The 13,860-nt window shown below is 64.9% G+C and carries 16 protein-coding genes; 12 read left to right on the top strand and 4 right to left on the bottom strand.

The window, feature by feature from the left end; all coding sequences use genetic code 11:
- Window positions 1-825 precede the first annotated feature (825 nt).
- Together QW845_RS04165 and QW845_RS04160 are read left to right on the top strand one after the other, a co-directional pair.
- Window positions 826-1,905: an Acg family FMN-binding oxidoreductase gene (locus tag QW845_RS04165; RefSeq protein ID WP_315800361.1), complete on the top strand. Its 1,080-nt coding sequence runs from the start codon at window positions 826-828 to the stop codon at window positions 1,903-1,905.
- 79 nt (window positions 1,906-1,984) lie between these two features.
- On the top strand, window positions 1,985-2,212 hold the full coding sequence (locus QW845_RS04160; RefSeq protein WP_315800360.1) for a hypothetical protein: 228 nt from the start codon (window positions 1,985-1,987) through the stop codon (window positions 2,210-2,212).
- Between the two features lie 2 nt (window positions 2,213-2,214).
- Here the strand turns inward: QW845_RS04160 and QW845_RS04155 are convergent, their stop codons facing one another.
- Window positions 2,215-2,592, bottom strand: a complete 378-nt coding sequence (locus tag QW845_RS04155) for a hypothetical protein (RefSeq protein WP_315800359.1) — start codon at window positions 2,590-2,592, stop codon at window positions 2,215-2,217.
- Window positions 2,593-2,719: 127 nt separating this feature from the next.
- Between QW845_RS04155 and QW845_RS04150 the strand changes: the two genes are divergently transcribed.
- Window positions 2,720-3,424 (top strand): glutathione S-transferase N-terminal domain-containing protein, encoded by a 705-nt coding sequence (locus QW845_RS04150; protein ID WP_315800358.1) that lies wholly within the window; start codon window positions 2,720-2,722, stop codon window positions 3,422-3,424.
- Window positions 3,421-4,401: an oxygenase MpaB family protein gene (locus tag QW845_RS04145; RefSeq protein ID WP_315800357.1), complete on the top strand. Its 981-nt coding sequence runs from the start codon at window positions 3,421-3,423 to the stop codon at window positions 4,399-4,401. Before QW845_RS04150 ends, QW845_RS04145 begins: the two co-directional genes overlap by 4 nt.
- Window positions 4,402-4,431: 30 nt before the next feature.
- Here the strand turns inward: QW845_RS04145 and QW845_RS04140 are convergent, their stop codons facing one another.
- A complete protein-coding gene (locus tag QW845_RS04140; protein WP_315800356.1) occupies window positions 4,432-4,851 on the bottom strand; it encodes a hypothetical protein in 420 nt (139 codons plus the stop codon).
- On the bottom strand, window positions 4,848-6,476 hold the full coding sequence (locus QW845_RS04135) for a tyrosinase family protein (protein WP_315800355.1): 1,629 nt from the start codon (window positions 6,474-6,476) through the stop codon (window positions 4,848-4,850). Before QW845_RS04135 ends, QW845_RS04140 begins: the two co-directional genes overlap by 4 nt.
- 107 nt (window positions 6,477-6,583) lie before the next feature.
- Between QW845_RS04135 and QW845_RS04130 the strand changes: the two genes are divergently transcribed.
- Window positions 6,584-7,174: a histidine phosphatase family protein gene (locus tag QW845_RS04130; protein WP_315800354.1), complete on the top strand. Its 591-nt coding sequence runs from the start codon at window positions 6,584-6,586 to the stop codon at window positions 7,172-7,174.
- 122 nt (window positions 7,175-7,296) lie between these two features.
- Here QW845_RS04130 and QW845_RS04125 read toward each other — a convergent pair whose 3' ends face one another.
- Window positions 7,297-7,497: a hypothetical protein gene (locus QW845_RS04125; RefSeq protein WP_315800353.1), complete on the bottom strand. Its 201-nt coding sequence runs from the start codon at window positions 7,495-7,497 to the stop codon at window positions 7,297-7,299.
- Window positions 7,498-7,715: 218 nt separating this feature from the next.
- On the opposite strand from QW845_RS04125, the gene QW845_RS04120 reads away from it, so the two are divergent.
- The 7 genes from QW845_RS04120 (at window position 7,716) to QW845_RS04090 (ending at window position 13,856) form a co-directional block, all read left to right on the top strand.
- Complete coding sequence (locus QW845_RS04120; protein ID WP_315800352.1) at window positions 7,716-8,072, top strand: ArsC family reductase; 357 nt, start codon at window positions 7,716-7,718, stop codon at window positions 8,070-8,072.
- Window positions 8,073-8,348: 276 nt separating this feature from the next.
- Complete coding sequence (locus QW845_RS04115; RefSeq protein ID WP_315800351.1) at window positions 8,349-9,104, top strand: ABC transporter ATP-binding protein; 756 nt, start codon at window positions 8,349-8,351, stop codon at window positions 9,102-9,104.
- Window positions 9,097-9,843, top strand: coding sequence for an ABC transporter ATP-binding protein (locus QW845_RS04110; RefSeq protein WP_315800350.1), 747 nt, complete (start codon window positions 9,097-9,099; stop codon window positions 9,841-9,843). Before QW845_RS04115 ends, QW845_RS04110 begins: the two co-directional genes overlap by 8 nt.
- 90 nt (window positions 9,844-9,933) lie before the next feature.
- Window positions 9,934-11,157 carry an ABC transporter substrate-binding protein gene (locus tag QW845_RS04105; RefSeq protein WP_315800349.1) on the top strand — a complete coding sequence of 408 codons (1,224 nt, stop codon included), beginning with the start codon at window positions 9,934-9,936 and terminating at the stop codon, window positions 11,155-11,157.
- A 77-nt stretch (window positions 11,158-11,234) separates the two neighbouring features.
- Complete coding sequence (locus QW845_RS04100) at window positions 11,235-12,098, top strand: branched-chain amino acid ABC transporter permease (protein WP_315800348.1); 864 nt, start codon at window positions 11,235-11,237, stop codon at window positions 12,096-12,098.
- 1 nt (window position 12,099) lies between these two features.
- Complete coding sequence (locus QW845_RS04095; RefSeq protein ID WP_315800347.1) at window positions 12,100-13,068, top strand: branched-chain amino acid ABC transporter permease; 969 nt, start codon at window positions 12,100-12,102, stop codon at window positions 13,066-13,068.
- Between the two features lie 143 nt (window positions 13,069-13,211).
- A complete protein-coding gene (locus tag QW845_RS04090; protein ID WP_315800346.1) occupies window positions 13,212-13,856 on the top strand; it encodes a DUF47 domain-containing protein in 645 nt (214 codons plus the stop codon).
- Window positions 13,857-13,860: the final 4 nt, after the last annotated feature.

Here is a 13,860-nt window from a genome sequence, read left to right as displayed (position 1 = left end):
ACCACCGCCTTGGCCGCACGGCTGCGGGATGCGGCCGGGCGGCATTGATGGCGTGCTGGGGAACGGGCGATCACGGCGATACGACGATCGAAACGCAGGCTTGGCATCAGCCTCGCCGCAACCCGCGACTCACCCATCTCGCTTGACGGATTCCACGGTACGATCGATCGAAGGCGGCGCGCGGCCGCATTGGCGCGAAGGAGCCGCGATCTTCACCACCAGCAGCTCCCGGCTGCGAACGGCCGGGAATTCAATTGGCTTGTCTGCGGCGCTGCACGGCGCCGCGTGTTGCGAGCTCCAGGGAGCTCGCTCTGTCATCGGTGTCCGGCGTTGCCGCCTCGTTCCCTCCGACAGGCCCCGCGCGCGCAGGCCACGCGCATCACCTGCGCGAGCCCCGGGATCCGGGTCTCCCGTTCCGGCTCGAGGCCGGGACATCTGGTTGTTCGCCGTGCAGCCGGCTCACGTGAGGGCAACAAAAAACCCTCCGGAGCGGCGGGCTCGGGAGGGTCCGTGTGATGCGGACTGTTGATCTTGCGCTATGCAAGATCGCTCCCCCGAACATGGCGTGCGCCATCCACCGGCATGACGCCGTTGGACGTGCGGATGAAGTGTTCGTAGCCGAAGGACATCGTCTCGCTCATGTTTGTCGCGGGCGCAGTCGCTCGCGAGGCCGCGGGACATACGCCGCTTTGTTGGTGCTGTCAACAGCATGGCGTTGATGTTTTGCCGGCTGCTGCGGCGGCCTTGATCTGCAACAACGCGCCGATGCGGAGCATGCTTATCGTGAGCATATCGAGATGCGGCGAGAATTGCGGGCGCAGAGTCATGAACCGACGGCGGGTCCTGATAGGAGGCGGCAGCGCGCTTGCAGCGGCTGCGCTCGGCGCCGGCTCCTGGCGCGCCGCGACCGGCACGATGCGCGCATATGACGACTATAGTGCCCGGTTGCGCGCGCCGTTGTCGTCCGACATCACCGATGTCATCCGTTACGCGACGCTCGCGGCCAACAGCCACAACACGCAGCCGTGGCGCTTTCGCGTGACGCGGGATGCGATCGAGATCATGCCCGATCCGTCACGCCGCACGCCGGTGGTTGATCCGGACGACCATCATCTGTTCGTCAGCCTCGGCTGCGCGGCCGCCAATCTCGCGATCGCCGCCGATGCGAGCGGCCGTCCGGGCGAGATCAGCAGCGACGGCCGGATGGTGCGGTACAGCTTCACGAACGGCACGGCGCATGACGATGCGCGGCTTGCGGCCATCGTCCGCAGGCAGTCGACGCGCGCGGAGTATGACGGACGAGCGGTGCCGCTAGGCGATCTCGCCGCGCTGCAGGCGGCCTCGGCGATGCCGGGCGTCGATCTTGCGATCATCACGGCTCCCGCCGCAATCGCTGCCATTCGCGATCTCGTCGTCGCCGGCAATGATGCGCAGATGCACGATGCCGCGTTCATGCGCGAGCTGAAGAGCTGGCTGCGGTTCAATCCGCGGAGCGCGATGGAGACGGGCGACGGCCTGTTCGCGCCCGCCAGCGGCAATCCGTCATTGCCGACCGCGCTCGGCGGCCTTGCCTTCGATCGGCTCTTCAATGCCGCATCGGAGAACGACAGATATGCGCGGCAGATCAGCTCGTCGGCCGGTGTCGCCGTGTTCACCGCCGAGCAGGCCGACGCCTCGCATTGGATCAGGGCCGGGCAGGCGTGCCAGCGCTTCGCGCTCGAAGCGACGCGGCTGGGGCTGAAGCTCGCCTTCGTCAACCAGCCGGTCGAAGTCGCCGCGTTGCGGCCAGAGCTGGCGCGCGTGGTCGGAACGACGAGGCGGCCGGATCTCGTGCTGCGCTTCGGCTACGGGCCGGCGCTGCCGTTTGCGCCGCGGCGGCGCGTTGCCGACGTGCTGGGTTCATGAGTCGTTCCTGTCAATCTTGACGGATTTGCGACTCGGTGCATTGCTTCGCTGCATGTTCGAGAACACCCGATTGGCACGCATGAGCGACGGGCATTATTGCCTGGTGCGCGACCTTGGCCTGGTCAAGGGCGGCAAGGGCATGCGCCATCACGAGGTGGTGGTGGATTTCAGCTATCGCGGCATCAAGGTGTTTGCCAGGCAGGGCGTGTCGTCGCTGATGCGCCGCGTCGCGGCCAAGCTCGCGCAGCACGACGCCACCTCGAAGCTGCCGGCACTGCTGCGCGTGCGCCTGCGCGAGCCGCAGTAGCGTCAGCGCTTGCGCCGGAGCTTGCCGCGCTGCGCTGTCGCGATCGGTCGTTTCGGCTCGTAGGGGCTGTCCGGATTGACGTCGAGCTCGACCTCGGCGACGCAATATTGCGGCCGGCGGTGGCTGCGCCCGGAATGCCAGCGCCCCTGGCGCAGCTCGACCTCGCTCATGCCGGTGACATCGAAGCACTTGCATTGGCCGCCCGGCGGCAGGCCGCTGCTCGCGCCGCCCGCGAACTGGAACGCGAGCACGCGCTCGCGGCCGGCGGTGTGGCCGAGGATGATCGGGCAGATCGCGCGGGCGAAGCCGCCATAGATGCACAGAATCTGCTGGCGCGTGAGCATCGCCTGCATGATCAATCGGTAGGTCGGGCTCGGCATGCTGGCCTTCTGCACGATGCAGCAACATAAGATCGCCGGCCGCGGCCAGTTCCGCATCGAACCTTGCAGCGGCGGTTCACGGGCTTAGATTGAGCTCTCAACGAGACAGCGCGAGCAAAAAGCCATCATGTCCGATCTCTCCAGCTTCCCGATCACCGCGCGCTGGCCGGCGCGGCATCCCGACCGCATCCAGCTCTATTCACTGCCGACGCCGAACGGCGTGAAGGTCTCGATCATGCTGGAGGAGACGGGCCTGGCCTACGAGCCGCATGCGATCGATTTCGGCAAGGATGATCAGAAGACGCCGGAATTCCTGTCGCTCACTCCGAACGGCAAGATTCCCGCGATCATCGATCCCGACGGTCCCGGCGGCAAGCCGCTCGGCCTGTTCGAATCCGGCGCGATCCTGCAGTACCTTGCCGAGAAGACCGGGAAATTTCTCCCCGACGATCCGGCGCGGCGGTGGCAGACCATCCAGTGGGTGCATTTCCAGATGGGCGGCATCGGCCCGATGTTCGGGCAGCTCGGCTTCTTCCACAAATTCGCCGGCCGTGAGTACGAGGACAAGCGGCCGTTGCAGCGCTACGTCGCGGAGAGCAGGCGGCTGCTCGGCGTACTCGACAACAGGCTCGACGGCCGGCAGTGGATCATGGACGCCGACTACACCATCGCCGACATCGCGACGCTCGGCTGGGTGCGCAACCTGATCGGGTTCTACGGCGCGCGCGACATCGTCGCCTTCGATGAGCTCAAGCACGTGCCGGCCTGGCTGGAGCGCGGCCTGGCGCGGCCGGCGGTGCAGCGCGGGCTGGAGATCCCGCAGCGGCCGTGATCGTCAGCGAGGCCGATTTCGAACGTTGCATCGCCGAACTGCTGGCCGCGCCGGCGATGCCGGGCGACGCCGTGCTGCCGTCCGACAGCGTGATGTGGCGCGTGCATCGCGAGGCCGCGCTGTTTCTCGGCGCCGGCCGCGCGCTGCTGTTGCAGCTCGCCCATCCCTGGGTGGCGGCCGGCATTGCCGAGCAGTCCAGAGTGTTCGCCGATCCGCTCGGCCGTTTCCACCGCACCTTCAGCATCGTCTACACCATGGTGTTCGGCACGCGCGCGCAGGCGGTCGCGGTGGCGCGGCGGCTGTATAGGCGGCACGCCGCGGTCGATGGCCTGATGCCAGAGACGGTCGGACCGTTCGCCGCCGGCTCGCGCTATCGCGCCAACGACGTCGACGCGCTGCGCTGGGTCCATGCCACCCTGGTCGAGACCGCGATGATGTCCTACGGCCTGCTGTGTCCGCCGCTCGGCGATGCCGAGCGCGAGCAATATTGGCGCGAGGCCATGCGGTTCGCGGGCCTGTTCGGAATTCCACACGAGGCCATGCCGCCGGACTGGACGTCGTTCAAGGTCTATGCGGCCGAGATGATGGCGTCGGAGACGCTCACGGTTGGCACGGCCGCGCGCGACATCGCGCAACGCATCTTCTCGGGCGAGGCGACGTGGATCGCACCGCCGCGCTGGTTCACGGCGCTGACGGCCGAGATGCTGCCGGAGCGGCTGCGCCTTGCTTTCGCGCTGCCCTATGGCGAGCGCGAACGCCGCAGCGCGGCGCGGGCCAAACGGTTTCTGCCACGCGCCTACGCGTTGCTGCCGGAGAGATTGCGTACCGTTGGCCCCTATCAGGAGGCGATGGCGCGCATCGAGGGGACGACGTGTCCGCCGTTCACACGGCTGCTCAACCGTGTCTGGATCGGACAGCCCAGCATGGCGAGCCCGTTCGAGCCGCGTGCAGACCGTGCGCGGAGCGGGACGCTCTGAGTCCGGCGCGCCTGCCGCCGCGACGGCGGATCACGGCCGCGGAGCGAGCTTGAGCGTGACGCCGCGAACCTCCTGCGGCGTCGGCGCGCGGCTGCCGCCGGGTTGGCTGATGCTGAGGCGGATCGACAGCCGTCCGCCCTCGATGGCCTCCTTCGGCACCGGGAGCGCATAGGTCCCGGCCTCCGCACCAGTGCGAAGGCCGAATGGCGAGATGGTCCCGAGCGGCATCCCGGATGCGGTCGTCACCGTCACCTCCTGGCCTCGCCCCAGTGCGCCCAGGCTGATCTCGACGACCGCAGCGTCGCTCGCATCCAATGGCCGCGGCACGACCAGATCGACCGCTCTGAAGGGCTCCGCCGCCAAGGACGAGGCCGGTCGCAGCAAGGTATAGAGCAGCACGGTACAGAGCAGCACGGCGCAGGCCCGCAGCGCGGCGCGCCTGCCGTTCATCGGCGCAGCGGCCCGACCGAGAGCGCTTTCAGGGTCGGCGCGGTGCCGACGCCGCCCGAAGGCACGACGCGGATGCTCAGCGGCTGGTTGGGCGCGGCCCGCAGGGCGGAGAACGCCTCCTGCTTCGTCGGCAGCGGCACCGCGAAGGTCGCATCCATGGTCATGGCCATGCCCGGCATCATCGATCCGAAGAAGGCGATGGTGCCTGCATAATACGGGCTGTCAGCCGTGACCTTGGTGACGTTGGCGGGCGCGTTCACCAGGACGTCGAACTCGCGCACGGTCGAATAGCCGCTCGGGCGGGGCAGCGTGATCTGCGCCATCAGCGGCTGCGGCCGCGTTGCCGCCAGGTGCGCTTCGAGCGCGTCGCCAGGAATCTTCACCGTGCCCGCATTGGCCTTGACCGAGCCCTGCTGCGGCTTGATCTGCGGCGCCGAGGCGACCGCGGGCGGACCCACGATGTCCTCGCCGAAACCCGGCGCATAATCGTAGTCGAAGCGATCGGTCGAGATGTAGTCGCCGGCCTTGCTGGGGCCGACATAGCCGCCCTTGCCATCGGCGTAGAACAGGAACGGCTCGTCCGAGAATGTCTTCAGGTCGGCCCCCTGCGGCAAATAGGGTAGCTTGAGCCGCTGCTGCTTGCGTGTCCAGACATCCCAGAGCCGGTCCATGTTCGAATGATGCAGGAAGAAGATCGGATCGACCGGCGACAGGAAATTGGTCATGTTGCCATAGGGGCCGGGATCGAGCGGGCCGACACCGCCGATGTAGTTGTGGACCTTGTTGTGCGGCAGACCTTCCAAGGTCGAGAACTTGGTCGCGCCATTCGGCTGGGTGTTGTGCGAAGCGGTCTTCGAGCTGGTGAAGCTCAGATAGTTGTCGGGGTTATAGAAGTCGGTCGGCAGCAGGCCCGCCATGATCACGAACGGCGAGACGTCGTAGGTGGTCTTAGCATCGAGCTTCGGATTGTCGCGCGACAGATAGCGTGAGGCGCAGGTGGTCGCAAATGCCTCATTGCCGGAGATGCCGGCATTGGCGGACGGCGAGAAGCCGGTGACGTCGTTCCAGAGATCGTCGATCGACTTGTAGCCGCGGATCTCGAGCTGGCCGCGCTGGTCCTTCGACAGGCCGTTCCAGTAATCCGTCAGCGCCGGCTTGATGAACGAGGTGAAGACCGCGAGATTCCCGGTGAACGGCTGATACGCCTTGTCGGTCGGCGTCAGCACGCCGTCGAACATGCCGGCAGGAATTTCCGGCAGCTCGGTCCAGTCCCAATAGGGCAGGGCGAAACTGTCGTCGCCGCTGAGCGCGCGGATCGATTGCTCGAAATAGCCGAGATAGCCGCGATGCCAGACATAGAACCACCAATTGCCGTGCGGGCAGTCCATCAGATGAATGAACGCGTTGCGGAACCAGTTCTGCGGATGGTTTGCGGGAAGCTGCAGCATGGCGGCGACGCCCTTGGCGTAGCTCGCGAGCATCTTCTGGCCTTCCGCGCTGGTGACGTTGGCGCGGCGATATTTCGCGGCGGCGTGGCCTGGTCTCGGCGAGATGACGGTGCCGGCTGCCGCCATCGCGGCCGTCGCCAGGAACGTTCGGCGGGTCTGTCGCAATCCCATGCTCATCTGAAATGAATCCTGGATGGAAAAACGCCATGTTGCGTTCTCACGATTGCAATCTCAAGTAGCAATTCCGTGTGATGGCCGTATGATGCCGCCCGAGAGGGTTGCCGATGAACGCGCTGACGCTGCTGATCATCCGTCATGCCGAGAAGCCTGACGGCGACACGACAGGCCCGGGCCTGACCCACACGGGCAAGCCGGATTCGAAGTCGCTGGTGATCTTCGGCTGGGAGCGGGCAGGGGCCTGGACCGCGCTGTTCGGCAGCGGGCTGGGCGGCACGGACTATCCGACACCGCAGGCGGTCTATGCCGCCGATCCCGACAGCACCAAGGACGGCTCCGACCCGAGCCGCCGGCCGTACGAGACGGTGCTCGAGCTCGCGGCGCGCATCGGGCTCGACAAGCCGAACACGTCCTTTGCGAAGGGGCAGGAGGCGGCGCTGGCCGAAGCCCTGCTACCGCTGTCCGGCACCGTGCTGGTGGCGTGGGAGCACAAGGCGATCATCTCCGACATCCTGCCGCGGCTGCCGGTGAGCAATGAAGGCCAGTTGCCGACCCACTGGTCCGGCAAACGCTTCGATGTCGTGCTGCGCTTCGACCGCGCCGCGGGCGGGGCCGATTTCAAGTTCACAGAGCTGTATCCCTGCCTGATGCCGGGCGATTCCAACACGCCGTTGAAAAGCGATCCGAAAGACGATTGAGCACCCGATCGCGGTTCGCCTGCTCCAGGGAGATATCCCGCGGACGGGTGCGTTGGAGCGACGTCCGCAGCAGTGGCGTGGGTAGGGTCGATCGCGCGGGCCGTTTCCTTTCGCGGGTCAGGTCAGGCCAGCGCAACCCGCTCGCGGTCGCTGATCTCCTCGACCCAGGCATGGGCGGCGAACCATTCATGGTAGATGCGGCAGTGCGGGCAGTAGGCGCGCGAGAAGAACACGGGCATGCGCTGAAAGCGCGCAGCGTCCATTTCCATCCCCGTCTCGATGCTGCGGCCGGTCTGCGGACAACGTACCATGATCTTGCCCATCGCGGTCTCCTGTTCGTGGGCCAGATACGCCGGGGATGCGAAGAAAATGTAATGCTCAGCCGACAGTTTCGTGGCAAAGGTCGGAGTGAATTCCGACCGCGGAACGCGTGGCCTCCGCCGCATCAAAAGCGGGTGAATCGCACTGCAAAATGCAGGGCCGATTGTCGCAACGTGGGACATCCATCACCGTCGGACACGATTGTTTGAGGACGCGTGGCATGAGCATCACGATCTACGGAATCAAGAACTGCGACACGATGAAGAAGGCGCGCGCCTGGCTCGACGATCACGGCGTCGCTTACGAATTCCACGACTACAAGACCGCCGGAATCGACAAGGCTAAACTCAAGGCGTGGAGCGACGAACTCGGCTGGGAGGTGCTGCTCAACCGCGCCGGCACGACGTTCAAGAAGTTGCCCGACGCGGACAAGGACGGACTCACCGAGAGCAAGGCGATCGCGCTGATGCTGGCGCAGCCGTCGATGATCAAGCGCCCGGTGCTCGATCTCGGCGGCCGGCGCGTGGTGGGCTTCAAGCCGGATCTCTACGCCAGGGACGTGAAGGCCGCGAAGTAGTTGGAGCCGGCGATCGCTGCGCGCGTGCGGGAAAATGCCGGTGGCATGATATTCTATGTCAACGGGAAATACCGGCAGATTTCAACGCAAGGTCCGCCGGCCGCCTTGCGACGTCGTTGCCCAGCTTTCCGCCTTGCCTAACTCACTCGATTGACGGCATATTCCGCCGCGAAGCGGTCGCGGGTGGCGGCGAGGAATCGTTCAGCCGTCCAGCAGAGCCGTCGTACAGGAAGAAGCGAGGGCCAGGCACTGAAGGCGCCGGCTTGGGGGGAATCTTTGGCTGACGAGTTCATTCTCGAGACCCACGGATTGACGAAGGAATTCGCGGGATTTTTTGCCGTTCGCGATGTTTCGCTCAAGATCCGCCGGGGCACCATTCACGCGCTGATCGGCCCGAACGGGGCCGGCAAGACCACGTGCTTCAACCTGCTGACGAAGTTCCTGACGCCGTCTGCCGGCAAGATTCTCTATAAGGGTCAGGACATTACGGCGACGGCGCCGGCCGACGTGGCAAGGCTCGGCCTGGTCCGCTCGTTCCAGATTTCGGCCGTGTTTCCGCATCTGACCGCGTTGGAGAACGTCCGCGTCGCTCTGCAGCGGCAGCATGGCTCGTCGTTCGACTTCTGGCGCTCCAAGAGCGTTCTGAACCGCTTCAACGGCCGGGCGCTCGAGCTGCTCAACGACGTGGGCCTGAGCGAGTTCGCCAATATTCCGGCGGTCGAAATGCCCTACGGACGCAAGCGCGCGCTGGAGATCGCAACCACGCTGGCGCTCGATCCGGAGATGATGCTGCTGGACGAGCCGATGGCCGGCATGGGCCACGAGGACATCGACAAGATCGCCGCGCTGATCAAGCGCATCTCCGCCAAATACACGATCCTGATGGTCGAGCATAATCTCAGCGTCGTCGCCAACCTCTCCGACACCATCACCGTGCTGACGCGCGGGCAGGTGCTGACGGAAGGGCCGTATTCGGAGCTCTCCAAGGACGAGCGCGTCAAGGAAGCCTATCTGGGAGCCGGACATGCCTGAGGTGATGACGGCCACGAAGCCAGGCGCGGCGGCTGCGACCAGCACCATTCTCGACGTCAACAACCTCGAGAGCTGGTACGGCGAATCCCACATTCTCCATGGCATGAACTTCAATGTGAATGCCGGCGAGGTGGTCACCCTGCTCGGGCGCAACGGCGCCGGCAAGACCACGACGCTGAAGTCGATCATGGGGATCATCGGCAAGCGCACCGGCTCGGTTCAGTTCAACGGTCAGCAGCTGATCCGCATGACCTCGGACAGGATCGCGCGGCTCGGCATTGCGCTGTGCCCGGAGGAGCGCGGCATCTTCGCGAGTCTCGACGTGCGCGAGAACCTGCTGCTGCCGCCGGTGGTGCGGCCGGGCGGGCTGACGCTCGATCAGATCTTCGAGCTGTTCCCGAATTTGAAGGAGCGGCTGAAGAGCCAGGGCACCAAGCTGTCCGGCGGCGAGCAGCAGATGCTGGCGATCGCGCGCATCCTGCGCACCGGCGCCAGCTTCCTGATGCTGGACGAGCCGACCGAGGGTCTCGCGCCCGTGATCATCCAGCAGATCGGCCACACCATCGCGCGGCTGAAGAAGGAAGGCTTCACGATTCTCCTCGTCGAGCAGAACTTCCGTTTCGCCTCGACGGTCGCTGACCGCTACTACGTGGTCGAGCACGGCAAGGTTATCGACGGCTTCGCCAATGCCGATCTGTCGGCCAACATGGACAAGCTGCATACTTACCTCGGCGTCTGACCGGCGCCGGCGATGTCGGCTCGACGGTTTGATCGTTAGTGTTGCGGCAGTTTTCTCGGCAGTTGTCTTGGAAAGTTCTGGAAGTTGGAAATGAAGAGCAAATTCATCGCGTCGCTGCTGCTGGGAACGGCACTCACGCTCGCCGCTGGCAGCGTCGCTTCGGCCGGCGACAAGACCATCAAGATCGGCGCGCTGTCCGATCAGTCGGGTCTTTATGCCGATCTGGGCGGTCCCGGCTCGACGCTCGCGGCGCAGATGGCGATCGAGGATTCCGGTCTCACCGCGAAGGGCTGGAAGATCGACGTCATCTCCGGCGATCACCAGAACAAGCCGGATATCGGCACCTCGATCGCGCGGCAGTGGTTCGACGTCGACAAGGTCGACGTCATCGTCGACGTGCCGAACTCGGGCGTGGCGCTGGCGGTGAACAACGTCGTCAAGGAAAAGAACGGCGTCTACATCAATTCGGGCGCTGCGACCTCGGATCTCACCAACGCGCAGTGCTCGCCCAATACGGTGCACTGGACCTACGACACCTACATGCTCGCGCACACCACCGGCCAGGCGCTGGTCAAGGCGGGCGGCTCGACCTGGTATTTCCTGACCGCCGACTACGCCTTCGGCGCGGCGCTGGAGCGCGACACCACGGCGGTCGTGACCGCCAATGGCGGCAAGGTGATCGGCAGCGTCAAGCACCCGCTCAACACCTCCGACTTCTCTTCCTTCCTGCTGCAGGCGCAGTCGTCGAACGCCAAGGTCATCGGCCTCGCCAATGCCGGCGGTGACACCACCAATTCGATCAAGCAGGCGGCCGAGTTCGGCATCACGAAGGGCGGCCAGAAGCTCGCGGCGCTGCTGTTGTTCCTGACCGACGTCAAGTCGATCGGGCTCGACATCGCGCAGGGCCTCAACTTCACCGAGACCTTCTACTGGGACATGAACGACCAGACCCGCGCGTTCTCGGACCGCTTTGCCAAACGGATGAAGAACGGCGCGCCGCCGACCATGGTGCAGGCGGGCGTCTATGCCGGCTTGATGCATTACTTCAAGGCGTTGGAGGCGCTCGGCGAGAACCCGCATGACGGCGTCAAGATCGTCGACAAGATGAAATCGATCCCGACCGACGATGCGCTGTTCGGCAAGGGCGAGATCCAGCCGAACGGCCGCACCATCCACACTGCGTATCTGTTCGAGGTCAAGAAGCCCTCGGAGTCCAAGGGCCCGTGGGATCTCTACAAGCTGGTCGGCTCGGTACCGGGCGACCAGGCCTTCACACCGCTCGACAAGAGCGCGTGCGCCTTGTTGAAGAAGTGAACCGCTGCCGTCCCGGCGGCTGATCCCGCCGGAACCGCTGTCTTTAGGAAACGCCGAGAGAAAACAGAAACAAGACGATGCAGGCCCTCTACGCACAGCTCCTGGTCGGACTGATCAACGGCTCGTTCTACGCGCTGCTCAGTCTCGGGCTTGCCGTCATCTTCGGCATGCTCAACATCATCAACTTCGCCCATGGCGCGCTCTATATGATGGGCGCGTTCTGCGCCTATTTTCTGCTCAACCTCGGCGGCATCAATTATTGGTGGGCGCTGCTGCTGGCGCCGATCATCGTCGGCGCCTTCGGCATGATCCTCGAGCGCACCATGCTGCAATGGATTGCCGGGCTCGACCATCTCTACGGACTGCTGCTGACGTTCGGACTGGCGCTGATCATCCAGGGCGTGTTCCAGAACTTCTTCGGCTCGTCCGGCCTGCCTTACGCGATCCCGGATCAGCTCCGTGGCGGCATGAACCTCGGCTTCATGTATCTGCCGGTCTATCGCGGCTGGGTCGTCATCTTCTCCCTGGTCGTCTGCCTGGCGACCTGGTTCCTGATCGAGCGCACCCGGCTCGGCGCCTACCTGCGCGCAGCCACCGAGAACCCGACCTTGGTGCGGGCCTTCGGCATCAACGTCCCGCGCATGATCACGCTGACCTACGGCCTTGGCGTCGGGCTTGCGGCGCTGGCCGGCGTGCTGTCGGCGCCGATCAACCAGGTGCGGCCGCTGATGGGCGAGCACATCATCATCGTGGTGTTCGCGGTGGTTGTGATCGGCGGCATGGGTTCGATCATGGGCTCGATCATCACCGGCTTCCTGCTCGGCGTGATCGAGGGACTGACAAAGTATTTCTACCCCGAGGCTTCCAACACCGTGGTCTTCGTTCTGATGGTCCTGGTGCTGCTGGTGAAGCCGACGGGTCTGACCGGACGGGCGGCCTGACATGACATCCATCACCGACGCGACCCTGCCGATCACCCCGCGCGCGATGCGCGACGAGATGATCGTGTTCGTCATCATGGCAGCGCTGCTGGCGATCGTGCCGTGGACCGGGCTGTACCCGTTCTTCGTCATGCAGGCGCTGTGCTTCGCGCTGCTCGCCTGCGCCTTCAACCTCCTGATCGGCTATGGCGGCCTGTTGTCGTTCGGCCACGCGATGTTCCTGGGAACGGCCGGCTATTGCAGCGCCCACGCGTTGAAAGTGTGGGGGCTGCCGCCCGAGCTCGGCATCCTCACGGGCGTTGCCGGATCGTTCGTCCTGTCGGTGATCACCGGCTACATCTCGATCCGCCGGCAGGGCATCTATTTCGCGATGATCACCCTGGCGCTGTCGCAGCTCTTGTACTTCATCTATCTGCAGGCGCCGTTCACCCATGGCGAGGACGGTATCCAGGGCATTCCGCAGGGGCGGATGTTCGGCATCCTCGACCTGTCCAAGCCGACGGTGCTGTATTACGTCGTGCTGGCCGGTTTCCTCGCCGGCTTCCTGCTGATCTTCCGCACCATCAACTCGCCGTTCGGCGAGGTGCTGAAGTCGATCCGCGAGAACGAGCAGCGGGCGATCTCGCTGGGCTATAAGACCGACCAGTACAAGCTGCTCGCCTTCATCCTGTCGGGGACGCTGGCTGGCCTCGCCGGTGCGCTGAAGGTGTTCGTCGCCCAGAATGCCTCGCTGACCGACGTCGAGGTCGGGATGTCCGGCCAGATCGTGCTCATGACCCTGGTCGGCGGGCTCGGCACCGTGTTCGGCCCCGTCGTCGGCGCCTTCGTGATCGTCGGCATGCAGCAATATCTGTCCGGCTTCGGCCAGTGGGTGACGGTGATCCAGGGCGGCATCTTCGTCGCCTGCGTGCTCACCTTCCGCCGCGGCGTGGTCGGAGAAATCGCCCATCTGTTCAAGCGATCCCTCTAAGCTATTGATCTGTAAAGAGATTGTCGAAAGGGCAGAAAGCGGTGGATGAACCGGCCACCGCTTCTGCTGGTGCGCGATCCGGAGTATGACAGTTCTGTGACGGGCCGGCCCTGGCCCGTTTCGGAATGGATGGATCTCGTCCCATGCTGCACTGGTTTCGCGCCGTTCTCCCGCGGGAGGAGCGGTTTTTCGATTTGTTCGCCCGCCACAACAAGGTGGTGATCCAAGGCGCGCATGCGCTGCAGGACATGCTTAAGGGCGGTGACGACATCCTCAGGCACTGCCAGCGCGTCAGCCAGCTCGAGAACGAGGCCGACAACATCACGCGGGAGGTGCTGACCGCGGTCCGCCGCACCTTCATCACCCCGTTCGACCGCGGCGACATCAAGAACCTGATCACCTCGATGGACGACGCCATCGACCAGATGCAGCAGACCGCCAAGGCCGTGGTGCTGTTCGAGGTCAAGGAGTTCGAGCCGACCATGCGCGAGATGGGCACCTTGCTGGTCGATTGCGCCAATCTGATCGGGAAGGCGCTGCCGCTGCTGCAGGCGATCGGCCAGAACGTGCCGATGATCACCGCGATCACCGAGGAGATGACCAAGCTCGAGGGCCGGGTCGACGACCTCCACGACATCGGGCTGAAGGAGCTATTCCTCAAGCACCGCAACGCCAACACGATGGACTTCATCGTCGGCGCCGAGATCTACGACCATCTGGAGAAGGTCGCCGACCGCTTCGACGACGTCGCCAACGAGATCAATTCGATCATGATCGAACAGGTCTAGGGTA

This window comes from Bradyrhizobium sp. SZCCHNS3002, assembly GCF_032377435.1.
GTDB lineage: Bacteria > Pseudomonadota > Alphaproteobacteria > Rhizobiales > Xanthobacteraceae > Bradyrhizobium.
The sequence above is the reverse complement of the archived record's forward strand: the minus strand, read 5'-3'. Positions and strand labels throughout refer to the sequence as shown.